At 61.5% G+C, this 24520-nt stretch carries 18 protein-coding genes; 6 read left to right on the top strand and 12 right to left on the bottom strand.

The annotated features are described in order from the left end of the window. Positions 1–71 precede the first annotated feature (71 nt). The 4 genes from AC0L2K_RS26865 to AC0L2K_RS26850 form a co-directional block, all read right to left on the bottom strand. Positions 72–941, bottom strand: a complete 870-nt coding sequence (locus AC0L2K_RS26865; RefSeq protein WP_473532787.1) for a hypothetical protein — start codon at positions 939–941, stop codon at positions 72–74. A gap of 380 nt (positions 942–1321) precedes the next feature. Further along, positions 1322–2251 carry a hypothetical protein gene (locus AC0L2K_RS26860; protein ID WP_473532786.1) on the bottom strand — a complete coding sequence of 310 codons (930 nt, stop codon included), beginning with the start codon at positions 2249–2251 and terminating at the stop codon, positions 1322–1324. Between the two features lie 268 nt (positions 2252–2519). Continuing rightward, positions 2520–3764: a tyrosine-type recombinase/integrase gene (locus AC0L2K_RS26855; protein WP_473532785.1), complete on the bottom strand. Its 1245-nt coding sequence runs from the start codon at positions 3762–3764 to the stop codon at positions 2520–2522. 722 nt (positions 3765–4486) lie between these two features. Beyond that, entirely contained in the window at positions 4487–5662 is a 1176-nt protein-coding gene (locus AC0L2K_RS26850) for a hypothetical protein (protein ID WP_473532784.1), read from the bottom strand. A gap of 329 nt (positions 5663–5991) precedes the next feature. Between AC0L2K_RS26850 and asnB the strand changes: the two genes are divergently transcribed. The 5 genes from asnB to AC0L2K_RS26825 all read left to right on the top strand — a co-directional run bounded on the left by asnB (position 5992) and on the right by AC0L2K_RS26825 (position 12194). Further along, a complete protein-coding gene (gene asnB, locus AC0L2K_RS26845; protein WP_473523584.1) occupies positions 5992–7929 on the top strand; it encodes an asparagine synthase (glutamine-hydrolyzing) in 1938 nt (645 codons plus the stop codon). 21 nt (positions 7930–7950) lie between these two features. Then, a complete protein-coding gene (locus tag AC0L2K_RS26840; protein ID WP_128246668.1) occupies positions 7951–8208 on the top strand; it encodes an acyl carrier protein in 258 nt (85 codons plus the stop codon). Positions 8209–8231: 23 nt separating this feature from the next. Beyond that, complete coding sequence (locus AC0L2K_RS26835; RefSeq protein ID WP_473532783.1) at positions 8232–9773, top strand: class I adenylate-forming enzyme family protein; 1542 nt, start codon at positions 8232–8234, stop codon at positions 9771–9773. Next, positions 9770–10777, top strand: coding sequence for an NAD(+) synthase (nadE, locus tag AC0L2K_RS26830; protein WP_287237461.1), 1008 nt, complete (start codon positions 9770–9772; stop codon positions 10775–10777). The genes AC0L2K_RS26835 and nadE overlap by 4 nt, the downstream gene beginning before the upstream one ends. 160 nt (positions 10778–10937) lie before the next feature. Next, positions 10938–12194: a flavin-containing monooxygenase gene (locus AC0L2K_RS26825; RefSeq protein WP_287237462.1), complete on the top strand. Its 1257-nt coding sequence runs from the start codon at positions 10938–10940 to the stop codon at positions 12192–12194. Between the two features lie 60 nt (positions 12195–12254). Here AC0L2K_RS26825 and AC0L2K_RS26820 read toward each other — a convergent pair whose 3' ends face one another. The 8 genes from AC0L2K_RS26820 to AC0L2K_RS26785 all read right to left on the bottom strand — a co-directional run bounded on the left by AC0L2K_RS26820 (position 12255) and on the right by AC0L2K_RS26785 (position 20820). Continuing rightward, positions 12255–13364 carry a hypothetical protein gene (locus tag AC0L2K_RS26820; protein ID WP_473532782.1) on the bottom strand — a complete coding sequence of 370 codons (1110 nt, stop codon included), beginning with the start codon at positions 13362–13364 and terminating at the stop codon, positions 12255–12257. Between the two features lie 264 nt (positions 13365–13628). Continuing rightward, complete coding sequence (locus AC0L2K_RS26815; RefSeq protein WP_031254617.1) at positions 13629–14414, bottom strand: SDR family oxidoreductase; 786 nt, start codon at positions 14412–14414, stop codon at positions 13629–13631. 13 nt (positions 14415–14427) lie between these two features. Next, the gene (locus tag AC0L2K_RS26810) at positions 14428–15423 is read right to left on the bottom strand and encodes an ABC transporter permease (protein WP_287237467.1); all 996 of its coding nucleotides are present in this window, start codon (positions 15421–15423) and stop codon (positions 14428–14430) included. Between the two features lie 150 nt (positions 15424–15573). Beyond that, positions 15574–16614 carry a sugar ABC transporter substrate-binding protein gene (locus AC0L2K_RS26805; protein ID WP_473532781.1) on the bottom strand — a complete coding sequence of 347 codons (1041 nt, stop codon included), beginning with the start codon at positions 16612–16614 and terminating at the stop codon, positions 15574–15576. 40 nt (positions 16615–16654) lie between these two features. Continuing rightward, complete coding sequence (locus AC0L2K_RS26800) at positions 16655–17419, bottom strand: ATP-binding cassette domain-containing protein (protein WP_287237469.1); 765 nt, start codon at positions 17417–17419, stop codon at positions 16655–16657. A 17-nt stretch (positions 17420–17436) separates the two neighbouring features. Beyond that, the gene (locus AC0L2K_RS26795) at positions 17437–18603 is read right to left on the bottom strand and encodes an ROK family transcriptional regulator (RefSeq protein ID WP_287237471.1); all 1167 of its coding nucleotides are present in this window, start codon (positions 18601–18603) and stop codon (positions 17437–17439) included. A 288-nt stretch (positions 18604–18891) separates the two neighbouring features. Continuing rightward, positions 18892–20181: a M23 family metallopeptidase gene (locus AC0L2K_RS26790; RefSeq protein WP_473523582.1), complete on the bottom strand. Its 1290-nt coding sequence runs from the start codon at positions 20179–20181 to the stop codon at positions 18892–18894. Between the two features lie 171 nt (positions 20182–20352). After that, entirely contained in the window at positions 20353–20820 is a 468-nt protein-coding gene (locus tag AC0L2K_RS26785; RefSeq protein WP_287171936.1) for a peroxiredoxin, read from the bottom strand. Between the two features lie 95 nt (positions 20821–20915). Here AC0L2K_RS26785 and AC0L2K_RS26780 point away from each other — a divergent pair, with 95 nt between their 5' ends. Continuing rightward, on the top strand, positions 20916–24290 hold the full coding sequence (locus AC0L2K_RS26780) for a hypothetical protein (RefSeq protein WP_473523581.1): 3375 nt from the start codon (positions 20916–20918) through the stop codon (positions 24288–24290). Positions 24291–24520: the final 230 nt, after the last annotated feature.

Here is a 24520-nt window from a genome sequence, read left to right as displayed (position 1 = left end):
ATGATTGAGATTGTGGGGTTGTTGCGTGTGTTATGACCATAGAAGATAGTGAAAACGACGTCCGCGCCGGGTTACAAAAATACAAAATCGCAGTGAATTAGATCGGTGGTCCGAAAGCGACATTTGTTGCACAAGGTCATGCTTTCGATCGACTGACCATCAAGCCAAAGAAGATATTGCGTATGATAAATATCCTTAATCCGACGCCCTTTTCGCACCCGCTTTTCCTTCCCGTTGACGTCTATGATGGGCTTATCGAGCCAATAGGCCTTAAGCAGATAGGAGAACTGCCTGATCCGGTTGCGCACCGGTTTTCGTTTTATGGGATCCGAGCCAGTGGATGTGGGCACATAGCCCCAGCGACCACGTAGTAGATGAAGAATGGCCGCTGCCTTTTTCTCGGTAGTGAGGGCGTGAAAATGCAGCTGATAGTTGCCGCCATTTGACTCGAATTCGCCATGGAGGAACGCGACGAAGAACCCAGGAAGGTCTAAGATACCGGCGCGATAGAGGTGGGTCCTGAACTGGCCTTTGATCCTTTCCGCGTCGGTTTGATCGAGCCTGTCAGTCGCCATCTTCCATTGGCTGTTTAAGACGGTGACCGTGCTGAGATTGGGGTCCGGAATATCAGCTGTTGCCTTGAGCACGGCGCCTATCATTGAGGCCCGTAGTTCGCGCATATAAAGCGATGAGGCCAGTGTTTCTCGCGGCCAGCTGGAGTTGAGCCCCGTGTCGAGCAGATCGCTCAGGTCTTCGACATCCTCGGCTTGGTCGCGCAGATCTCGTTGGACACGCCTGGACCGTTTGCACTGAATCTGAAGCCGGAAGTTCCGAGCGAGGTCGGCGCGCATCAGGTCGATGCGTTTCTGGTCCTCGCTTCTGGAGAGTCCGCGTGTTTCGAAATAGAGGGAATCATCCCCCCACCCATGAAGTTGGGGCATGTTTTTTACCTTCTGTTGATTGATGTTTGGTGTGGCGCCCGATCAGCTGAGACCGAGGTCCGACGTGCTTGTGCGAACGTTCGCGGCTTCGAACGCCTCGATATCGGACAACCGATAGCGAACCGATCGTCCGATCTTTATGTATCGAATTGACGTTTTGGTTCCGGTCACTCGCGCATTGCGCAATGTCTTGACTGAGATCTTCCAGCGCGCTGCCAGGTCGTGCTCGTCGAGCAGGCGTACAGATTCCTGGCCGGGGCCAGAGGGTTCTTCGCAGATTTGCATTTGGCCGTGCCTCCTTGTGGCCCGACCGAAGTACCGCAGCGGAAAATTCCAATTTAGAGCAGGCTGAATTCCCAAATTAATTAGCAGAGGGGGAATTAGCCGCGCGTCTTTGCCGCGAGCGGCGCGGACGGCCGCTTCTCTCCCAATTTAACAATGATAAGCGCCTTCAATGCAGGCCTGTGCTGCTTAAAGAGGTCCCTTTTCGCGTCTGTTTGACGCCCGCGTTTCGCCTTCTTTACAGCCTTTAGGGCATCGTCATTCCAGAGTTTGCGCAATCCAGCTTCGTTGATCTCTATCGGCGATTCGAACGCTTGGGCCGCCTCCAAAAGCAATAGGTTAAAAGCCTCTTCGGTAAGCTGATAACCATTCTCTGTTGCATGCTCGACTATATCGGGTAGCAGGAACGCGAACGCGGTTGCCCCCAATGTCCGGAGGTTTGGCCCATTACCTTTTTCCAACCATCCAGTGAATGATTCATTGTGCACTAATATCCGGCGCCTACGCCGGATTCCGTCCTGCGTTATTCGAACCATGCCGGTATAAAACGCGAGCACTGCCTGAGCGGCGAATATGGTTCGATGTGAGATCTCGGTCAGTTGACCCTCGGGTGCGATCAAAAATACTTGAAACTGATGGTCCTGGATGGCTGCCGAAAGCTCTTTAAAGAGCTCTTTGTAACGCTGTGAGGCCGTTCGATATTGCTCCCACTCGGGCTCTCGAACGACGATGGGGTGGTCCAAGCGTTTGAACGGGCGCCTTTCACTAAGGCTGTATCTTACAAAAGCTCGTTTGCGCGACTCATATTGGAAGGGAAAGTGGCGGAGGCGAACGATATCGTCCCAAGATGAGCCAAGCCGGTGCATGCCGAACCTGTCTAGGCATTGATCAAAGTAGAGATAGCCGTGGGGCGTCACAAGCCGCCTGTTTCCATGGAACCGTAGTTGCTTTCGAGACGTCTCAGACGGCGTGGCCGGTAGTGGTGACGCTTCCTCCGACGGGTCAAGGCTCGTATTCTCGTCAGGCATATGTACCTCGTAACAACGAACTCGCTTGAGAACCTACCTAGTACTTCTCAGTTTTGACAACGACTTGAGGTGATGGAGGTCTCGAGCTTCAATTCTGCTGCTCTTTGCCGTGCCGACGCCTAGGTGCTCTTCACCGAAATCGAGGACCGTCTCCAGCCTAAACGGCTGAGGCAAGGTGCCTTCAACTCTTTACAGTCGGTTGCTTCGCTAGTGTCGCCGTCGCGTGATCTGCTGGCTGGTGCAACTCCCAAATTTGCGTGGCGCGAGTTCACAATTCCATTCTTCTCCAGACATCACGCGACACTGCCTCTGCCGCAGACGCCAGCGCTGCGTCCGGCCTGTGAACGTATCGGGATGTGACCCCTCGACCTTTATGACCGAGCAGGCCTGCGATGGTGCCGTCTGAATAACCCATTTCGGAAGCCACTGATGCAAACGTGTGTCGCAGCACGTGACAGCTTACGTCTGATAGACCGGCCGATCGGAAGACGCGCGGCGCTTCTTTGTTGAGGCCCTGGTAGTAAGTTGTCCCCTTGGCCCCGGGGAATACGAAGGATCGTCGTTCCACTCTGAATTGTGCAGCTATCAGCGCGACTGCAGTTTTGCCGATCGCGCGAAGGCTTCTGCCCGATTTGGTATCTTCAAGCCGAAGGCACTTCTGTGCCAGGTCCACCTCTGTCCATTCCAAGGCGGCAATCTCGCTCGATCGACAACCGGTTAGGCAAAGCAGTTGGATGATGGCGAGCGCATAAGGGTGGAAGGGTTTGTCCTGGGGATCTACTCCGGCTCGGATCCGAGCTCCTAAAGTAGCTAGCTCGCTGTCATTCAGGAATCTTTGTCGCGGCTCACTGCGGTATCTGCGAATTCTATGTACCGGGTTTGCCGCTACGATCCCCTCATCGACAGCCCAGGTCATGATCCCTGACAATAGGTCGGCGACCCGGGCAGCAGTGGCAGCACCGCCGGTGACCAACGCGCGACCCCTCGCTTTCGTTTTGATGGTCACGGCTGTCTTTCCCACAGTCACATCCTGGATTAACCTCTTCACAACGCGGGCGTCGACGTCTGTGACAAGGATGGACCCGATCAGCGGCTTGATGTGTCGTTCGATCCGACCGACGTCGATATTGAGTGTCGAGGCCTTCTTTGGCCTATTGAACCGGGTCAGAATGGCACCGGCCCTCGCGGCCAACATGTATTGGTCGCAGAGTTCGGCCATTGTCACGCGTTCGCTTTCGGCTTTGGCGTCGTCGCGGCAAACGGATGGATCATTGCCAGAGGCAATCCGTCCTAGGAGTTTCTTCGCCTCCAGTCGCGCCAGGTCAACGGTCCAGGGCGACCCGAACCGACCAATGGTGTACCATCTTTGGCGACCCTTCATCGAATATTTGAGTACGAAAACGGGATCGCGGCGCTGCTTCCGAACTCCAAATCCGAGGACGCTACCCTTCCCTGCGTCCCAGAGGAGTGTCCCGGGGGCAAGCCTGTCCACATCGGTTTTGGTGATAGGCATACATTCCCCTAGCTACAGACTAGCAACAGGTATGAAGGGAAATCGAGAGATCTACAAGGTAGCAACGATGAAAAAAATATAGCAAAAACAATGCGCGGAGGTAAGGGATGGACTTGTCGGGAAGTGGACTGTCTTCGTTTACACCGAAGATGTCGGCGGTTCGAGCCCGTCATCGCCCACCAAATTTCTTAAGGAAATCCGTACAGTTACCAGCTTCCAGATCTCGGTGACCTCAGCAACCGCCACCGAAACCGCCACCGATACAAGCCTTGAAAAGGTAGCGCTGGTCCAGCGTACTTGACTGGCAACCCGCAAGTCCTGATCCTGCATCGGGGGATGATGGGGATTCAGGCATGGGCTGGCGGGCTGAAAGAGCTTACGAAGAGGCGCAGGCGAAGGCATTCCACCAGTGGCAGGCCTCGCTGAAACGAGCGGAATACTGCATGGGACCGGTGGCGGCACTTCGTTGCCGGGGCTGCGACCGCCGCCATTTCATGCGGTCGCGGGATACCTCGACCGTGAGGGCATTCCACGCATGCGGGTCTTCCTGGACAAGCTCAAAGAAGGCTTGCAGAGCGGCGTCACTGGCAACGGTGATGTCCGTTCCTAGTCACCGGTACGATGGGATGCCGGGGCGGCGGACCTGACGGAAGCCCTTGCCGCCACGACGATGCGTTTCGCCACATACCGTTTACGTCTCACATCAGGCTTGGTCTTTGGGCCTAGTTGAGAACCATTCGGCGGTGCAACTGTGTGTCGATCGAGTCGAACACTAGAACCGGCACGAAACCAGGACGGACATATCTCAGACCATAGCCGATCACGGTTCCATCGGCCGTGACTTCTTCGATTTCCAGCACGGCATCGTTGGGCAAGCTCAGGTAATCACCACCCAACTCCCGGGGCCTTAGCCCGAAGCTACCGATCTCGAATTCCCGCTGCACCGCCTCGACTGCAACGCTGTGCAGAGGATGCTCACGTGTGATGATATCAAGCAATTCAAACTCGTTTCCACCCTGTCGTTCCACCTGCACCATTCGGGGAAGCTGGCTCAGCACCTCAGCGTGATCCCGCAGGAACGGAATGGGATCAAATAGGCTGGCGATCTCAAAAGACTTCGTCCTAGATATGGGTAAATCGGTCGCTTCGATCGTTTGCTCCGTGCCGTCGGGACTCCTCTCTACGATCCTGACCTTCAACAACTTGTTCGGCAACACCGATATAACAGCGGTCACTCGCCTGTCGTCGCTGTCCCACACGCCACGCCACATCTCTGGGCTGGAGAAACGGAACGACTGTGAATCGATGTTTGACGGCGGCGTAGAAGAAAATGGAATCGTTGTGGAGGCAGCCGGAGCGGTAATCGTCACCTCGATGTTCAAATGCCAGTGAAAGTCACCGTAAGGCTGAGTGAAGATCTGTCCGACGGACCAGAATACCAGCCATGGAAGGCTCTGCGCTTCCGCTAGCTCGTCGTGTGGCGAGAAGAAGTTGGTCCGCTTAACCGAGATCGTGGCCGGGGTCGTGTCCCGCGTGTCGAACTCTCCGGACCCAGGGGCGATGGTCGGATCAAAACGCATTGTCTCGACACTCGCACCCCTACGCGGTGACCAATAGGGCAGGAAGTGTGAGATTTTGAAGAACTCACTGGTTCCGCTTGTGTTCGTGGTTCGGAAGGCGACCCATCCTTCTGTGCCCGTCATGATGCTGCTCAGAATGGGAATGTCGCCCCCGGACTCCGCTTGATAGTGGCCTGATTGGCCGGGGTTGATAAGTCCAGCTGCCTGGGAAGGAAGGCTTCCCTCAGCCCACTCACCGTGATCAAGATGATCCTTTACCCACCTGATGGGGGCTTGGCCGGAATTTTTGATCGTGCACCTAAAGAGACGCGCTGTCATAACACCCTCCTCGAGCTAACCTCTCTATTTATTCTCCATGAAAGCAAGCACTGAAAGCTAACGGCAACTTCCCACTGGCACGTTCTTATTGCGCGCCAGAGGAAAATAGGAACTCAAACTATTGTGCTATTTGTACTCCTTAATTTTCTTATGTCTAGGAGTAGGTTAATTGGCACACGAAGTGGACGACCAAGAGTTGCATTTCCTTAGAAAGTATGATTGCTGCTTAAGCTATTATTAACCATGTGTCGGCCGAAATAATCCGGTTAACGCTTGTGGAAACCATTCAAGCTTATGTCTCCTACCTCACCGATATATGAGTCAAACCAATGTGCGGATTCGGGGGCTATTTCGGGTCGATCCGGGATGCGGAAGCTTTGCTTGCGCGGATGATCGCTGCGATCGCCCATCGCGGGCCGGATGAGCAAGGGAAGTTTGTGGCAGCCGACGCCGGGCTCGGCCATGCGCGGCTGTCGGTGATCGGGATCGGTGATGGCCAGCAGCCGATGTCGGACGTGTCAGGCAATTTGACGATTGCGTTCAACGGCGAGATTTTCAACTATTTGGAACTGCGCGAAGGGCTGATCGCCAAGGGCCGGCGCTTCCGTACGTCGAGCGACACCGAGGTCATCCTGCACCTGTATGACGAGATGGGCGAAGACTGCCTGTCGCTTCTGAACGGCGATTTCGCCTTCGCGATATGGGATAACAGGCGTCGGCGCATGGTGCTTGCCCGAGACCGGATGGGTGTCCGGCCGCTGTTCTACACGAACAGGGACGGCGTGCTGTACTTCGCGTCGGAGATCAAGGCGCTGCTGAAGGTTCCCGGCGTCTCGGCCGAGATCGATCCGATCGCACTCGACCAGATCTTTACACTGTGGGCGCCGATTGCTCCCCGCACGGCTTTCCGCAACATCCACGAACTGGAGCCGGCAAGCGTGATGATCGCGACACCGGGGCAAGTCACGGTCAAGCGATATTGGCACCTCGACTATCCGCATCGGGACGCGCCGCCGAAGCTCACCAACGAGGACGATGCGGCCGAGGAACTGCAGGCGCTTTTGAGCGATGCGGTGAGGCTTCGCATGCGCGCCGACGTGCCGGTCGGTTCTTATCTTTCGGGCGGGCTCGATTCATCCCTGGTCTCGGCGCTTGCCGCCGGCATGACTCCTCTCCAGCTGCAGACATTTTCGGTGACGTTCGACAGCGCCGAGCACGACGAAAGCGCTTTCCAGATCGAGATGGCGTCAGCAATTGGCTCCCGGCACCGAACCATTGCCTGCCAGGCCGGCGATATCGCCGGCGTCTTCCCCGAAGTCATCCGCTTTGCCGAGCGGCCGATCATCCGCACCGCCCCAGCCCCGCTCTACCAGTTGTCCGGCCTCGTTCGCGAGGCTGGCCTGAAAGTGGTGCTGACCGGCGAGGGCGCCGACGAGGTTTTTGCCGGCTACGATATTTTTAGGGAAGCGCGTGTGCGTCGGTTCTGCGCACGGCAGCCGGCATCGCGCATCAGGCCACAGCTGTTCCGCAGGCTTTATCCCTATCTGCCGGGTCTGCAGCAGCAGTCCGTGGAGTATTTAGCGGCGTTCTTCGGCGCCGGCAACGCTGCGCTCGACGATCCGCTGTTCTCGCATCGGCCGCGCTTCAAGACCACGGCGGCGGCGAAGATTTTCTTTTCCGGTGACCTGCGCGCGACGTTGAAGGGCTATGATGCGGCCGAGGAACTGGTCAGCTGGTTGCCCCAGGCTTTTTCGCTATGGCACCCGCTGCATCAGGCGCAATATCTCGAAAGCCGCTTCCTGCTGCCGGGCTATATCCTGTCCAGCCAAGGCGATCGGATGGCCATGGCGCATGGGATCGAAGGACGGTTTCCCTATCTCGACCATCGCCTGGTGGAATTTGCCGCAAGACTTCCGCCTGAAATGAAGCTGAAGGGACTGGTCGAAAAGCACATATTGCGCAAAGCGGCGGGGCATCTGCTTCCCGGCGCGATCGGGGAGCGTGCCAAGCAGCCCTACCGGGCGCCGGAAGCCCGCTCCTTCGTTGGAGCCGGGGAACTGGACTATGTGCGTGATTGCTTAAGCGAAGCGAACATCGCTGCCGGCGGACTGTTCAACGCCAAGGCGGTGGCCAGCCTTCATGAGAAATGCCGCACGCAGCCAGCGTCGGGATTCCGCGACAACGCTGCCTTCGTCGGCATCCTGTCGACGCAGCTGTGGCAGAAGAATTTCACCGGCCAAGAAGCCAGTGCAGCAAGAGCAGCTTGAGGAATCCAGGGAAGGGAAAAGATGATGATAACAATCAAGGACAAGGTCAGAGCCTTCATCGTCGACAATTTCTTGTTCGGCGACACGTCTTACGAACTTGCAGATACAGCCTCGCTGATCGAGAACGACATCATCGACTCGACCGCCGTGGTCGAACTCGTGGCGTTCATCGAGGATACCTTCGGTATTGCGATGGTCGATACCGACATCGTGCCGGCCAACCTGGATTCGATTGAGCGTATTTCGTCCTTCATCAAGGCGAAAGCGCCGGCAGTCTAGGCCCGATCGGCGAGGAGCGTTCCGTGCGGATCGAACATTTTCTGGCCGCGAATGCCGCTGCCCAACCTGCCAAGACGGCATTGATCACCGAGCATAAAAGGCTGAGCTACGAAGAACTGGACGATCTCTCGAGCCGCCTTGCCGCTGCGCTTTTCGCGAACGGCGTCAGGCGCAACGACCGGGTCGTCGTTTTCATGGACAATTGCTGGGAGATCGCGGTTTCGATTTACGCCGTCCTCAAGGCAGGGGCGACCTTCATCCCGGTCAACCCATCGACCAAGGCCGACAAGCTTGCCTACATCCTTGCCGATTGCGACGCTGCCGCGATCCTCACCCAGGCAAAACTGATGCCCGTGGTCGCCGAGGCCTGCGGCGGCAACACCGGCATCTTCGTGGCTTCGACCGTCGGCGCCGATGGCCAATGCCCGGTGGGGGCTGCATCCCTGACGGACTGCCTGACGCTCGAAGCCGGGGAGATCGACCACCGCGGCATCGACGTCGATCTGGCGATGCTGATCTACACGTCGGGCTCAACCGGCCGGCCCAAGGGCGTGATGATGACGCACCGCAATTGCGACGCGGCGGCGGACTCCATCACCACCTATCTGCGCAACACGTCCGACGACATCATTCTGAATGTCCTTCCTCTTGCCTTCGACTACGGCCTCTATCAATTGCTGATGGCCGTCAGGCTCGGCGCCACGCTCGTGCTCGAAAAATCCTTCGCCTTTCCTCAAGCGATCTTTGAGCGTATCCGCGAGGAGGGCGTCACCGGTCTTCCGCTGGTGCCGACGATGGCAGCGATGATCCTGCAGATGCGTGACCTGGAACCGGGCTTCCTGCCCAGCGTCAGCTATATTTCCAACACGGCGGCGGCCTTGCCGCCGGCCCATATCGAACGTCTGCGCTGCCTTTTTCCCGGTGTCAGGCTGTATTCGATGTATGGCCAGACGGAATGCAAGCGCTGCACCTATCTGCCGCCCGAGGAGCTCGACCACCGGCCGGGTTCGGTCGGCATAGCCATTCCGAACACCGAAGCCTTTGTCGTCGACGACAACGGGCAGAGCGTGCCGCCAGGTGTGGCGGGTGAGCTGGTCATTCGCGGACCGCACGTCATGCAGGGTTATTGGCGAAACGAAGCTGCGACGGAACGAGCGCTGCGACCGGGCCCGAACCCTTGGGAGAAGGTCCTCTACACCGGTGACCTGTTCAGGACCGATGAGGACGGCTTTCTCTATTTCGTCGGCCGCAAGGACGACATCATAAAGACGCGGGGAGAGAAGGTGGCGCCGAAGGAAGTGGAAGCCGTGCTTCACGGCCATCCGGGCATCGCCGAGGCCGTTGTCGTCGGCGTGCCGGATCCGCTGCTCGGGCATGCGATAGGCGCGCTCGTCATACGCTCGGACCCGAAGCTCAGCGAAAAGGATGTCATGCGCCACTGCGCCCGTCATCTCGAGGATTTCATGGTGCCCAAAATCATAGAGTTCCGCCTGGAATTGCCGAAGACGGATACGGGCAAGGTCAGCCGCCGGCTTGCGTCGGAGATGATGGAGGCCGCGCAATGAGCGTTCGCCCCGGCGATGACGCGCCGACCATTCTGGCGCAGGCCCTGGCGATCGACCCCGGCGCCGAAACGGACAGGATCGTGACCGCCTTGCGCCAGCAGTTGCGCGGCATTCGCAAGCGCGGCCTGGTGCTCGGTCTTTCCGGCGGGATCGATTCCAGCGTTTCGGTGGCGTTGGCGGCGCGAGCCGTCGGGCCACAGAATGTACTGTGCCTCTTCATGCCGGAAAACGATTCCGATCCGGAAAGTCTGCGGCTCGGCCGGCTTGTCGCCGGCACTTTCGGTGTCGATTCTATTGTGGAGGATATCGGGCCGATCCTGCGCGCCATGGGCTGCTATCAGCGCCGCGACGCTTTCATCCGCGAATTGGTCCCGGACTACGGCGAAGGCTGGGCCTCGAAGATCGTGATTGCGAACGCCCTCGAGCATGAGGGCTACAATATTTCGTCGCTGGTGGTGCAGGACCCCGGGGGCAAGCAGACCAAACTGAGAATGCCGCTGCCGGTCTATCTCGGCATCGTCGCCGCCACCAACATGAAGCAGCGCACCCGCAAGCAGATCGAATATTTTCATGCCGACCGGCTGAACTTCGCCGTTCTCGGAACGCCCAACCGGCTGGAATACGATCAGGGCTTCTTCGTCAAGAACGGTGACGGCGCGGCGGACGTCAAGCCGATCGCCCACCTCTACAAAACGCAGGTCTATGCGCTGGCGGCCTATCTCGGCGTCCCCGAGGAAATCCGCAATCGGCCGCCGACCACCGATACCTACTCGCTGGCGCAGACGCAGGAGGAGTTCTACTTCTCGCTTCCCTATGACCGCATGGATCTTTGCCTTTGCGGCCTCAACAACGGCGTGGCTGCCGAAGTGGTGGGGCAGGCGGCAGGACTGGACGCCTCGCAGGTGGAACGCGTCTGGGCCGACATCGCCGCCAAACGCAAGGCAACGCGCTACCTGCACCTGCGCCCGCAACTCGTTGATGAGGTCGAGGAAGTCGATACCTGACCTGCTTCTCCAACCTGGCCACGGCGAGCGCTTCAGGGTGACCGATGTTCCGCCTGTCCGTCTTGAATGCGCTCGGCCAGCCGGACGGAAATCGGCGGTGCTGGACTAGTTGCCGTGGACAGGGCTTAATGCTGCGCGGCGAGATTGCCGGGGGGCGATTATGAGATCACCGCAGCAAATGACCGATGGCGGCGATGTTCTCGATGCTGTCGTCATCGGGGCCGGCTGGGCCGGCCTGGGTGTCAGCTATTGGCTGGCGCGACGGGGGCTGCGCCACAGCGTATTGGAGCGGGGCCGCATAGGAGAGACCTGGCGCACACAGCGATGGGACTTATTTCGGATGAATACTCCCAACGTGCAGACCGTCATGCCGGGCGATTGCTATGACGGTCCGGATCCGGATGGTGCCCTGACGCGCGATCAGTTCGTCACTCTCCTTGAGGATTTCGCCGGGCGCAACGCGCTGCCGATCGAACCGGATACTGCGGTAAGCGAACTCACGCACGAGAATGGCGCCTATCGGCTGACCACCTCACACGGCACGCGTTGGGCGCGCAATGTGATCGTCGCAAGCGGCAGCCTGAATTGTCCGGTGCGCCCGGTCTGGGCCGCCGCGTTGTCGCCCGCTCTCCGCCAGATCGACGCTTCCGGCTACCGCAGCGCTGCCGATCTGCCCGATGGAGCGGTGCTGGTGGTCGGAAGCGGCCAATCGGGTGCCCAGATCGCGGAGGAATTGGCGGACGCGGGTCAAACGGTCTTCCTTGCGACCAGTCGTGTCGGACGGCTTCCACGGCGCTACCGGGGCCGCGACATCATGGTCTGGCTGCTCGAAAGCGGGTTTCTCGACGTGCGCCGGGAGGAGGTCATTCGACTTGCGGGACGCATCCCGCCGCGTGGCGTGCTCGGGTCGACGCGTACGATAAGCCTTCAGGCGCTGAGCGCGCAGGGTGTCGTGCTGCTTGGGCGTCTCACCGGCATCGAGGATGCCGGCAGCCTCTCGTTTGCCGACGATCTCGAAGCGAATGCCCGCTTTGCGGATGAAGCCTCCGAAAATGTCAGACGCCATGTCGACGACTATATCAGCCGCATGGGGATCGATGCACCGGTTGCGGAGCCCGACCCGGCGGAGACGGTCGCGATGCGTCAGCCGAACCCGACGATCGGTTCGCTCGATCTCTCCCGCTCCGGCGTAACGAGCGTGGTGTGGTGCACGGGCTTTAAGGGCGATTTCAGTTGGATGAGGCTTCCCGGTGCGCTCGACAGCGCGGGACAGCCTGTTCACGCGGATGGCGTGGCCGCCCTGCCGGGCCTTTACTTCGCAGGGCTGGACTTCGCCTCCACACGCAAGTCAGGCATCATCCTGGCGATCGCCGAGGAAGCACCTCGCCTTGTCGAACATATCGCAGGGCATTCGTGACCGACTTTGGCATAGTCAACAAGCTCCTGACAGCTGAGCGAAGGCAAAGGCCTGAACGCTTCAGGTGAAGTGACCCAGCCGGCTCCACTGCTCGCCCGCAAGCCCGTTCAGGAAAGCTTGCGAGTTCTTCATGGCATCCAGAAGCTCTGGATCGCGTGAATGCACCACGGTCGAGGCAACGGTCAGGAAAGCGATGCGTCGCCCAAGCATTGCTTCCAGAAGTGCGGGTTGAATGCGTCCGCGCAGGCCGCTGACGCCGCGTACGGCGGCATCATCGATCAGGCAGTCGATGACGGAACCCGCTTGGCCGGGGAGGGCGAGGATCTGCAGCACGCGGCCGATGTCACCCGCCTGCGCGTGATAGGCGAATGCGCCGACATTGGTGCCGACCGGCGATGCCACGGAAACGTAGACAAGCTCGCCCAGATCCGGCCTTTGTGCCGCATCGGTCAGCATATGATCAAGCTGGCCTTCCGCCCAACTCGGGCGCAGGGCGAACTGGGCGGTCAACGGTTCGACGAGCCTGGCAAATGCGTCGCTGTCGATTTGGGATGTCCGAAAAGCGCCATGACCTGCCCCGTCCGCCGCCACCCCGGACCAGCGTCGTTCGCTGGACTTCATTTGCCGGCAATAAAACCGGTCGATTGCATGCGCAAACGGATTGAGCATTCGGACAGATTTCATGCGACTGGCGGAAAGGCTGAGCACAAAGCTCGACGGCCGCATCACGCGCACCCAGTCGAGACTGTATTGCGGCAGGACAACGCCGCGCAACCGGGTCCACAATTTTGTGGAAATATCGTTGGCGGTCTCGCTGAACGAGATATCCTGCGGACCATCCAGATAAGCCTTCAACAAGCGGGCGCCGGCCATCGGGTCGCGCTCATGATCCTCGACCATGAGCGAGCTGCAGATGGCGGCGCGTAATTGCCGGCCGTTGAATTGCATCGGCAACACGTGAACGCCGACGAACCCGGAGACGCGGCCGGCGTCGTTGACATGGACAAGCGACCGGAGATCGCCTCCGCAACCCGGCGCCTCCAGATAAAACCGTCTCATATAGTCGATGAGCGCGGCCGGCGCTTCGGTCCGCTCCTTGCGCAGCACAAGTTGAAACATGCCTGCGACTGCCGGAACATCGGCACTTTCCAGGGCGCGAATGACGCTCAAGCCCGGCTCCCGGCACCGGAGTCCCCGCGTTTCCAGACCATGGCAAGGCCCGGCTCCCCATTGGCCATCGCCGCGAACGGCAACTGCCCGCAGCTATGCAATCTACAATTGCACTCGCTCCGGTGGTGGTCGAAAGGAGAGCTGTAACGCTGCGGCAAGGCAGACCCTTTGCTTGATCATGAAAACGAGCGTCGTTGCTGTTACCAGCTTCGGGTAAACCGATGTTGAAGTATTGGGCGGCGAATCGAGTTTATCGGGCGCGGATCATGGCGGAAGCAGCCGGAAGTCCTTGCCTTCGGGCAGCAGCTGCCCGCCATCGACGATGATGGTCGTGCCGGTGATGTAGCTGGCGTCGTCCGAAGCCAGGAACAGGAAGGCATTGGCCACGTCGCGCGGGCTGCCGAGGCGGCCGAGCGGGATGGAGTCCTCCATGTTCTTGATATAGGCGGCGCCGCGATGCAGCTGGATGGCTTCGGTGAGGATGTTGCCGGGCTCGACGCCGTTGACGGTGATGCCGTAGCCCGAGAATTCGAGAGCGGCCGAACGGATCAGGCCGTTGATGCCGGCCTTGGTCGCCGAATAGTGGCCGTGACCGGGGCTGGTGACGTGCGGGCCGGTGATCGAGGAGGTGAACAGCATGCGGCCAAAGTGCTGCGCCTTCATCGGAACGAGCGCGGCCCGGGCGGCATTGAAGCTGCCGCGCAAATTGACCGCCATGACACGGTCCCAATCCTCCGGGCTGGTGTTTTCCAGCAATTGCCAGGGATAGATGCCGGCATTCTGGACCATGATGTCGAGACGGCCGTGATGGTCGAGCGCCAGTGCTACGGCGGCCTCGGCATCGGCCATCTGCGAGATGTCGGTGCGGATGAAGGCAGCGCCGACTTCGTCCGCGGCCGCTTGCCCGGCTTCGACCTCGGTATCCGCCAGCACCAGCTTGGCGCCTTCTTCGGCAAAGCGCTGTGCGATGCCCTTGCCGATGCCGCGGGCGCCGCCGACGATCAGCGCGACCTTGTCCGAAAGTCTTCCGATCTGTGGACGCCCGGTCATGCCAGCCCCCCTCTCATGCCAGTCTTTGGCGGATGGTTTGCTTGAACGCGTCGAGCAGCACGGCGGCAAGCACCAGCAGGCCATGGATCACCTGGGTGAAGTTGGCCGGCAGGCCCATGAGGTTGATCGCCGTGTTGATGGCCGACAACAACAGCACGCCGGCATAGACGCCGGGCAGGGTGCCGACGCCACCCTTAAGGCTGACGCCGCCGATGACGACGGCGGCGAAGGCGTTGAACAGCAGGCCGACGCCGAGGTTGGCGGTGGCGCCGGAGGTGCGGATCGCCAGCAGCCAGCCGGCAAGGCCGGCGATGGCGCCGGCGAGAACGAAGGCGATGACGAGGTTGCGGTTGACGCGGATGCCGGCGCGGAAGGTTGCGGTCTCGTTGCCGCCGATCATGACCAAGTGCCTGCCGAAGGGGGTCTTGGCCATGATCAGCGAGAAGACCACGAAACACGCAATCGCGATCCAGGCGGTGAGCGGCAGGCCAAGCAGGCGCTGAATGCCGAACCAGCGGATTGCTGGCGCAAGGTCCTGTGCCGAGCGGCCGCCGGAAATGACCAGCACGAGGCCGCGCACCCAGATGTAGGACGCCAGCGTGATGATGAAGGCACTCATCTTCACCTTGACGACCAGGTAGCCGTTGACGGCGCCGATGATGCTGCCGACAGCAAGGGCGATCAGCAGCGAAACCGGAACCATCAGCCATTCCGGGTGCAATTGAACGCCAAGGCCGATACCTGCCGAGCAGAACAGGATGCCGACCGCCATGGCACTGAGCGCCGCCACGGATTCGACCGACAGGTCCATGTGACCGGTGATGATGACCAGCGCCAGGCCGATCGACATGACGCCAAGCACGCTCGACGCCTCGATGATGTTGGCGAAGATGCCGAGCTGGAAATAGTTCGGAATGGAGATGGAGAAGACCACCAGCACGAAGACCAGCATGAACCAGACGAGGTTGTTGAGGACGAACTCGAGGGCGCGGCGCGTGCGGGGATTCATATGCTGATCCGGCTGGCGCATGACCCCGAAACCAATTCGATTTTAGGGATCACGCGCGGATTGAAAAACTTCTGCAGCTTGACTTGCGCGTCGTTCGAACGTGCCGGCTGAGCTCCGGGCCGGCGCGGCCCGGAGCCTTGGGCGACTTTGCTACTCGACCGGCTTCACGGTGCCCGAGGGCGGCTTCATGTTGCCCCAGAAGGCCGGGTTGTCGACGTTTTCCTTGGTGATCGCAGCGCCGGGGATCTTGATGTTCGGTCCCCAGGCTTCAATCGTCACGGCCGACTTCAGGCCGAGCACATCGTACTCGCCCGGCTTGATCTCCTGCTTGTTGACGACCTTGTCCATGAACATGGCGACGGCGGCGGCCTGAGCGTAGAGCGGCTGCTCGACTTCGACGTTGAGCCAGCCCTTGCGGATCAGGTCGAGGCCGACCGGCGCGCCGTTCGAGCTCATCAGCATGACGTCGCCCGGTTTCTTGCCGGCGGCCTCGAGCGAGGCGACGGCAGCGACCGAGAGATGCGCGGCGTGACTGAAGATCAGGTCGATATCCGGGTTGGCGAGCATCTGGTCGTTGACGATGGTTCCGGCTGCATCCGCCGCCCATTGCATGGCCGGAACCGAGATGATCTTGACGTCCGGGAACGCCTTCATCTTCTCCTCGAAACCCTTCTGGATGTCGAGCGTGTAGGGGTCGCCAGGATCGCCAAGCACCTGGAGGATCTTGCCTTTCACCGATCCATGCTTCGCCTTCAAAAGCTTCTCGGCCTGATCGGCGGCAATCTGGCCGATCTCGACCGTTCCCGCCACCGAGGTGAAATCGGATGGCGTCGAGGTGATCTGGCGATCGAACTCGACAACCGGGATGCCGGCGGCGCGGGCGGCCTCGATCGACGGCTTCAACGCATTGAAATCGACGGCGGCAAGAATGATCGCCGACGGCTTGAGCGCAATGACGTCGTTCATCTGCGATTGCTGAGCGTCGGTCTTGTTGTCGGCGTTCAGCGTCTTCATCTCGTAGCCGACCTGCTTCAGGAACATCTCCAGAGCGCTCACCGAGCCGGTCTGGAATTCGTCGAGCAATGTCGGCACCAGGTAGTAGACGGTGCCGTTGGACTGGGCGAATGCCGGCGTGAGCGTGGCAAAGGCCAGTGCCAGGATACCGAAGACGGAAAGAAGTATTTTCTTCATGTCGTTCGCTCCTCTTGCGCCGGACCCCTCATTTTGTCCCTCAGCCTGCCGGTCCGGCACCGGCGAGCGTCTCTCCGGTGATCATGTCGATCACCGCGTCGGGACTTGTCTTGTTGCGCGCGACATCGCCGGCCACGACGCCTTGCCGGATCACCACGATCCGGTCGGCGACCTGGAAGGCCTGCTGCATGATATGGGTGATGATGACGACGCCGATGCCTTGCCTCGCCACCTGGCGGATCATGTCGAGGCCGCGCCGCGTCTGCTCGACACCGAGTGCTGCGAACGGCTCGTCGAGAAGCACGAGCTTGCCGCCAAAATGCACGAATCGATTGAGTTCGATGGCCTGCCGCTGGCCGCCCGAGAGATGCTCGACATTGGTTCTGAGCGAAGGGATGCGGGTGCCGGCGCTGGCCAAGGCCTTTTCGACCACCTGCTCCATGGCCGGTTCGTCGAGCACGCGAACGCCAAGGAATTTCCTGGTGATCTCGCGGCCCATGAAGAAATTGGCCACCACGTCGACATTGGTGCAAAGCGAGAGGTCCTGGTAGACGGTCTCGATCCCAGCCGCCTTGGCCTCGGCGGGAGATTTGGCGAGGAATTCCTTGCCCTCGAACAGCATGCGGCCGGAGGTCGGCTCCAGGCCGCCGGCGATGATCTTGACCAGCGTCGATTTGCCGGCGCCATTGTCGCCCAGAAGCGCCACCACCTCGCCTTTGCCGATCGAGAAGCTGATGCCCTTGAGCGCTTCGATCGCGCCAAAATTCTTGGTGACATTGTCGAGCACCAGCAGGGGTTGGCTCATGCCAGGCTGAGCTCCGCTCATGCCGCGATCCCCTTGCCTTGCAGTATATCTCGCCCGCGTTCGCGCTCGGCGGTGAATATCTGGCCGAAGCGCGGCGAAAGCACGCCTGAGACGGCAAGTGCGGCGGCCCCGCGCAGCACCGCATGCTGGCCGCCGCGTGCGACGGTGACACGCGGCGCCGTGCGGTCGCTTCGCGCCGAGATCGAGTTGGCAAGCCTGGCAGCCGAACCGGCCAGCCGTTCAAGCAGATCGGTGGACGCCAGTCCGCCGAGGATGATGGTTTCGGGATCGAACAGGTTCTCGACGATGGTGATGGCGTTGCGGAAGATCGGCCCGACTTCGTCAACCCAATCGGCGTCGCTGATGTTCCGGCGCTGCAGCGCCTCGAGCGAGAGGTATCGTTCGAGGCAGCCGCGATTGCCGCAGGGGCACGGCGCGCCGCCCGGCACGACAGGGATGTGCCCGATTTCGCCGGCATTTCCCCAGGCGCCGCGTAGCGCGCTTCCGTCATGGACCATGACGCCGCCAAGACCGACACCGAAATAAAGATAGTAGTATTCGGAATACCCGATCCCGAGGCCATAGAGGCGCTCGCCCATTGCCGCGGCCGCCATATCGGTCTCGAAAAACGCGGGCAGCCCGGTCGAGGCCTCCAGCCGTTCCCGAAGCGCCACGTCCTTCCAGCCGGTCATCGTCGTCGGGCCGACAAAGCTCATCGACTCCACGCCGAAAGGGCCGGGCAGCGCCATGCCGATGCCGAGAACGCGACCGCCCGGCCGCAGTCCGGTCAATTCAAGCACCATCGCGCCGATCAGATCGAAGGCATGGTCGGGCGTTGCGTTGGGGGCCTCGCGGTAGGCGCTCTCGATCACGTCGCCGCTCAAATTGATCAGCGCGGCATTGATACCCAGCGGAGTGACGTGGATGCCGACGGCATAGCCGCCCTCCGGGTTGATCCGCAGGGTCGCCGGAGGCAGCCCGCGCCCTCGCGGCTCTTCGCGCATCGACAGAACGTAGCCGTGTTCTTCCAGCTCGCGAACGATGGTCGAGACCGTTTGAACGGTGAGCCCGACCCGCTTGGCAATGTCGCCGCGGGCGATCGGACCGTGAAGGCGGATGGACTCAAGGACGATACGCCTGTTGTAAGGCCGCCCAAACTCCTGATTGGTCCCCCGCAGTGCCATGTCTTGCATCCCTGGGAGACAAGAGGGTGGCACCGAATATTTATTCAGTCAAATGGAATTCAAAAAGAATCCGGCGTTCCTTCGCGCCCCCCTCTGTCCTGCCGCTTCGGCGACAGTGCCCTTTCTTGAATGTTGAAAATTGGCGAAGGCCGAGGGGACGGCCAATCTCCCCCCTTGTGGGGGGAGATGTCCGGCAGGACAGAGGGGGGCGCTGTTCCGCCAGCATCGAAAAGGTCCTGCACCGACGTCCGAAAAGCCTACGACGTGCCAGATGCACCCCTGCAGCCACTAAAGATACCGCGCGACCTTCTTGCCGACCCTCAGGAAGCGCAGCGGGTCGATGGCCTCGCCATGGTGGCGGATCTCGTAATGCAGATGTGGGCCGGTCGAGCGGCCGCTGCTGCCGGTCTTGCCGATGACGTCGCCGGCATTGAGCCGCTTGCCGACGGTCACGTCGATTTTGCTGAGATGCCCATAGCGCGTCGCAAAGCCATTGCCATGGTCGACCTCGACCATGCGGCCGTAGCCGCCGTTCCAGCCGGCCTTGACGACGACGCCGGGCGCCGTGACCTTGGCAGGCATTCCGGTCGGCGCCCTGAAATCCATCCCCGAATGCAGCGCGGCGGTGCCGAGGAGCGGATCGGGGCGCACGCCGAACGGGCTGGTGACCGAGCGGCCGGGCGCGGGGTTGGCGAGCGGCAGCCGTCGCGCCTCCGTCTTCAGCCGGTCGAGCGCGTCCAGCGCCTCGTCGAGTTCCCTTACCTTGCTGTCGAACGTCATCGAACTGTCGAGTGGTATCAGCGGACCGCCGGCATCGCTCTTGCCGAAATCGCCGTCGACCGGCAGGCCCGCCGCGTCGAGCGCCTGAGAAATCGCATCGGCGTTTTTGTAGGCGTTGTCGGCAAGCGTGGCGATGCGGGTGAGCTGCTGGCTCTCTATGGCCTTGAGCGCGGCGTTGATCGACACGAACAGCCTGTCGGCACGATCGGCCGCCGTGTCACTCGGCAGCGGATCGGAGCGGGTCGACCACAGCGAGAACGGCCTGGTGTCACCAGCGCCAAGGTTGGCGCCGGCGCTGGCAACCGCATAGGCCGGCGGCTGGGCGTCGGTCACCTCGGCGCGTCTATCCGGCATGGCGGACGCAGCCGGGCCTGCGGCAGGCGGCGTTCCGACGTCGCTCTCGGCGCGTTCGAGGAGTGGGCCGAGGCGGCCATGGCGCAGGCTGAGCTGGGTCTGTCGTTCCAGCAACTCGCCAACTTTGGTTTCCATGAGCTGCTGGTCGAGCAGCTGACGGCTGGTGATCCGGTCGACCTGGGCGCGCAGTGCGGAGATGCGGTCCTCATAGGCCTGCTGCATGCGCGCCTGCCGTGCCGTGGTCGCGCCGATCAGGTCGTCGCGCAGCACGAGATAGGAGGTCGCCAGCAGATAGCCTATCGCCATCGCCGCCAGCGCCGAGCCGCAAAATGCGGCAAGCCATGGCCGTATGGTGAAATGCCTGATCTCGTTGCCCCGGGCGATAATGACCGTGTGGGGCTCATTGCGCCTGCCAAAGACCGTTGACTGACTGGCTACGTTCACAGGACCAAGCTTTCGTTACGACACCAACGACAAGCCCGATTACACATCATTAAGGTTAACGGTCGGTTGCTGGCGCCCAGCTTGCAGCCCATGGGTTGCAGCCGGATTGCTTCGGCGCCCGTGCTTCACACGGTTCAGGCCACAGCCGAAATTGACGTCCCGAAATCGACGTCAAAGCGCGCGCACGGCCTCCAGCACCGCCTCGACATGGCCTTTGACGCGAACGTTTCGCCAGATCCGGGCGATCCGTCCGTCGCTGCCGATCAGGAACGTTGCGCGCTCGACGCCCATATAGCGGCGGCCATAGAGCTGCTTCTCGACCCACAGATGATAGGCTTCGATCACCTTGCGCTCCTCGTCGGCGACGAGGTCGACGGTCAGATCGTATTTCGACTTGAATTTGTCGTGTTTTCGGACACTGTCCGGCGACAGGCCGATCACGACAGCGCCGAGCTTTTCGAATTCTGGCTTCAACTGCGAAAAGCCGATCGCCTCATTGGTGCAGCCGGTGGTGTCGTCCTGCGGATAGAAGTAAAGCACGACCGGCTTTCCCCGCAATGACGCGAGGCTGAGCGATCCGCCGCCGTCGCGGGGAAGGTCGAACTGCGGCGCAACGTCGCCGACGTCGAGATCAGCCATATCGATGCCCTTGTTTGTGGTTACGCGCGAAGCCTCATCGATATATTGTCGCACCGGGAGTCGTCCACGGTCGAGTTCGCTCAACGGAAAATTGTGTGGATCAGGAGCAGCCGCAGCACGAGAAGATCAGATTCAGGCGTGATGAAATCACCGACCTGGGGGCCTTCCCGTCCGCGTGCCGCATACCGCCGCTCGGCCAGGGCCGCGGCGTTGGTATTCTTGCGCGGCTGTTTGCCGGCCTTTTGGCCCTTGTGCTGCTGGCCACCGCCGCTGTCTATGCGATCGGCATGTCCGGCTTCGGCACCGAGCGGCTGCGGGCCGAGGCGGAAACGGCCATCGAGAAATTGGCCGGCGTCGACCTCGACGTCGCGGTCGGGCCGGCCCGTCTCACGCTCGACGGATCAAGCTTCATTGCGCTGCAGGTCAGCGACGTCAGCCTCAAGACCGCCGACGGCAAGCCGCTGGCCGATGCCGGGCGTGTCCGCTTCGGCGTAAGGCTGATACCGCTGCTTTCGGGCGAGCTGCGGCTTACCAGCGCCAGGATCTCCGACGCGCGCATCGTGATGTCGGCGCTGCCGTCGGGTGGCGACTGGACGGCGGCGCTGCGCAATGATGACGGCCTCATCGATCCGGACAGGCTGGCCGGCACGGTCTTTGCCAGCATCGGTCACGCGCTCGATGCGGTGCGCGAGGAGCAGATGCGCCGGATCGAGCTGCGCAATGTCGACCTCGTTCAGCCCGAGGCCGGGTTGGTCAAACTGGTCAGGATCGCGGATGCTACCGTTGCGCAGTCGGGGCCGGGCGGCATGGAGTTTTCATCCGACGCGGCCGTCGACGGCAGGGCACTCACCATCGCCGCCTCAGCCAGCCGCGATACGACGACGCGGCGCGTGACGGCGTTGGATGCCAGCGTCGAGATAGCGCAGCTTGACCAGGCTGCGGCAGCGCCGGGCGGGACGCTTGGCGCGATTGCCTTGAAGCTGGCGGGATCGGAAGGATCCGGCGAGAACGCGTCGCAGCTGACGGCCTCGTTGTCGTTCGCCGGTGCCGTGCTCGATCTTGGCACGCGTGGCTCGCTTCCAGCCGACGTCGATCTCGCTGCGACGCTTGTCGCCGGCGCCAACAAGCTCCAGGTGGACCGGCTGCAAGTGAGGACCGGTCGCTCGACATTCGAGTTCGCCGGTTCGATCGGGCCGAAGCCGGCGACTGGAACAGCGGGCGAGGAGCCGTCCTATCGCTACGACCTGACCAGCGACGGCTCGACGCTGGCGCCTTCGGAATCCTCCGAACCTGCGCTCGATTTCATCGCCCGGGTGGCCGGCGTCTACCAGACCCGCAGCCGCAAGCTCGTGGCCGAGCAGATCGGGATCAGATCCGGGTCCGCCAGCGAGGCGCTGGGCACGGCTTCTATCGAGTTCGCCAGGGGAAAGGTGCCGGGCATATCTGTAGCCTTCAACGTCCACGACATGCCGGTCTCGCATGTGAAGCAGTTGTGGCCCTGGTTTTCGGCGCGAAACGCTCGCCTGTGGGTGCTGAAAAACCTGTTCGGCGGCCGCGTCGTCGACGCCAGCCTGCAGTTCCAGGTCGTGCCCGGGCGCCTTGGCAACGGCATCCCGCTTTCATCGGATGAGATATTCGGCCGGTTCCAGGTCGAAGGATCGCGATTCGATACGGCCGGTCGCATTCCGCCGATACGCGATGCCGTCGGCGTCGTCGAATTCCACGGTAATGACGTCGACATCGCCTTGTCCTCGGGCAGCGTCTATATGGCCAGCGGCCGCACGGTGGCGGCAAGCAACGGCACGATGACGATCAAGGCGGCGAACCGCCCGCCGGTGATCGGCGCGCTCGATATCGATGTTGCCGGGGAGGCGTCCGCAATCGCCGAGCTCGCCTCCTACGAGCCGATCAATGCCATGCGCCATGTCGGCCTGCTGCCGGACGACCTGTCCGGCACGGTGACCGGCCACGTCAAGGCGGATATTCCGCTGCAGTCAGGCGTCGACAGCTCGAAACTCGATTGGCTGGTGACGCTCGATTACAAAGACCTTTCGCTGGGCAAGCCGTTCGAAGACCAGACGGTGACGGACGCGGATGGTTCGATCACGGTCGAACGCGAGAAGGCTGTGATATCGGCCAAGGCGCTGCTCAACGGCATTCCAGCCGAACTCGACCTGATCGAGCCGCTCAGGGACGGCGGACCGCCACGCAGCCGGAAAGTGGCGCTGATGCTCGACGACAAGATACGTGCCGCCGCCATGCCTGGCCTGTCGGAACTGCTTTCCGGAACCGTCAAGGTTGAGATCGACAAGAGCGGCACGGGCAACCAGACTGTTTCGGCGGACCTGACCAATGCCAGGCTGGACATTCCCTGGGCAGGCTGGAGCAAGGGCCCCGGCATTCCAGCCAATGTCACATTTGCCATGGCCAAATCCGGCGACACCACGACGCTGTCCGACTTCGACCTGGATGGAAAGACCTTTTCGATCGATGGCGGCGTGGTGCTGGTCAAAGGCGCCCTGTCCTCAGCGCGGTTCAGCAACGTCAAGCTGAACCGGGGAGACAACGTTGCCGTTTCGGTGAAACGATCGGGCAAGGGCTACGCGATCGACATCAGCGGCAGCGCGCTGGACGCGCGCTCGCTGATCAAGCAATTCACGTCCGATGTCGACACCGCCACCAAGGCCACGGGCTCCGACGCGATTTCGGTCAGCGCCGACGTCAATTCGCTGACCGGCTTCCACAACGAGACGCTGTCGAACCTGAAGCTCGACTACAGCGCCGCCGGCTCGAGGGTGAATGGGCTCAAGGTGAGCGCCACGGCAAGTTCGGGTGCTGCCATCAGCATCAGCAATACGACCGGCGCCGGCAAGCGCGCCCTCAACGTGCGGTCGGCCGACGCCGGCGCAATCCTGCGGTTCCTCAACATCTACGAGCATATGGAGGGCGGCTCGATCACCCTGGCGCTCGCCGGGGCAAGCGATGGGCCGATGAAGGGCCAGGTCGACTCGCATGATTTCTTCGTGGTCAACGAGCCGAAACTCGCCTCGCTCGTATCGACGACGCCGGCCGGCGACAGCCGCAGCCTCAACGAAGCCGTCAAAGCCAATATCGACACGTCGAGAGTGAAGTTCGAGCGCGGCTTTTCCGAGATCGAAAAGGGCGCCGGCTATCTGAAGCTGGCCAATGGCGTGCTGCGCGGCCCGCGCATCGGCACCACCTTCCAGGGCACGCTCTATGACCGGAACAACAACATGGACATGACCGGCACCTTCATGCCGGTCTACGGCATCAATCGCATCTTTGGCGAACTGCCGCTGTTCGGCGCGTTGCTCGGCAATGGCCGTGATCGCGGGCTGATCGGCGTGACTTACCGGCTCAGGGGCAATGCCAACAAGCCCAAACTGGACGTCAATCCGCTGTCGGTGATCGCGCCCGGAATTTTCAGGTCGATCTTCGAGTACCGGTAAGGTCAAAACCCAATCGCTTAGAGACCGAGTCTTGACATGGCCGGACTCTGGCTCGCCCCGGCCGAATTCACGCCCATGACCCCTGGACGGAGGCCGCGGGGGGGGCGGGCGCGCCGCGCGCGGGGGGGGGGGGGGGGGGGGGGGGGGGGGGGTGGGGGGTGGGGGGGGGGGGGGGGGGGGGGGGGGGGGGGGGGGGGGGGGGGGGGGGGGGGGGGGGGGGGGGGGGGGGG

Source organism: Mesorhizobium sp. WSM4817, assembly GCF_055811135.1.
This window is presented reverse-complemented; position numbering and strand designations above follow the sequence as displayed.

Bases quoted from the DNA above. Each gene is read 5' to 3' on its own strand.
- nadE (WP_287237461.1), top strand. From the start codon at position 9,770: ATGAGCGTTCGCCCCGGCGATGACGCGCCGACCATTCTGGCGCAGGCC.
- AC0L2K_RS26795 (WP_287237471.1), bottom strand. From the start codon at position 18,603: ATGGCACTGCGGGGGACCAATCAGGAGTTTGGGCGGCCTTACAACAGG.
- AC0L2K_RS26860 (WP_473532786.1), bottom strand. From the start codon at position 2,251: ATGCCTGACGAGAATACGAGCCTTGACCCGTCGGAGGAAGCGTCACCA.
- AC0L2K_RS26800 (WP_287237469.1), bottom strand. From the start codon at position 17,419: ATGAGCCAACCCCTGCTGGTGCTCGACAATGTCACCAAGAATTTTGGC.
- AC0L2K_RS26865 (WP_473532787.1), bottom strand. From the start codon at position 941: ATGCCCCAACTTCATGGGTGGGGGGATGATTCCCTCTATTTCGAAACA.
- AC0L2K_RS26805 (WP_473532781.1), bottom strand. From the start codon at position 16,614: ATGAAGAAAATACTTCTTTCCGTCTTCGGTATCCTGGCACTGGCCTTT.
- AC0L2K_RS26815 (WP_031254617.1), bottom strand. From the start codon at position 14,414: ATGACCGGGCGTCCACAGATCGGAAGACTTTCGGACAAGGTCGCGCTG.
- AC0L2K_RS26810 (WP_287237467.1), bottom strand. From the start codon at position 15,423: ATGAATCCCCGCACGCGCCGCGCCCTCGAGTTCGTCCTCAACAACCTC.
- AC0L2K_RS26850 (WP_473532784.1), bottom strand. From the start codon at position 5,662: ATGACAGCGCGTCTCTTTAGGTGCACGATCAAAAATTCCGGCCAAGCC.
- AC0L2K_RS26825 (WP_287237462.1), top strand. From the start codon at position 10,938: ATGAGATCACCGCAGCAAATGACCGATGGCGGCGATGTTCTCGATGCT.
- AC0L2K_RS26855 (WP_473532785.1), bottom strand. From the start codon at position 3,764: ATGCCTATCACCAAAACCGATGTGGACAGGCTTGCCCCCGGGACACTC.
- asnB (WP_473523584.1), top strand. From the start codon at position 5,992: ATGTGCGGATTCGGGGGCTATTTCGGGTCGATCCGGGATGCGGAAGCT.
- AC0L2K_RS26840 (WP_128246668.1), top strand. From the start codon at position 7,951: ATGATGATAACAATCAAGGACAAGGTCAGAGCCTTCATCGTCGACAAT.
- AC0L2K_RS26785 (WP_287171936.1), bottom strand. From the start codon at position 20,820: ATGGCTGATCTCGACGTCGGCGACGTTGCGCCGCAGTTCGACCTTCCC.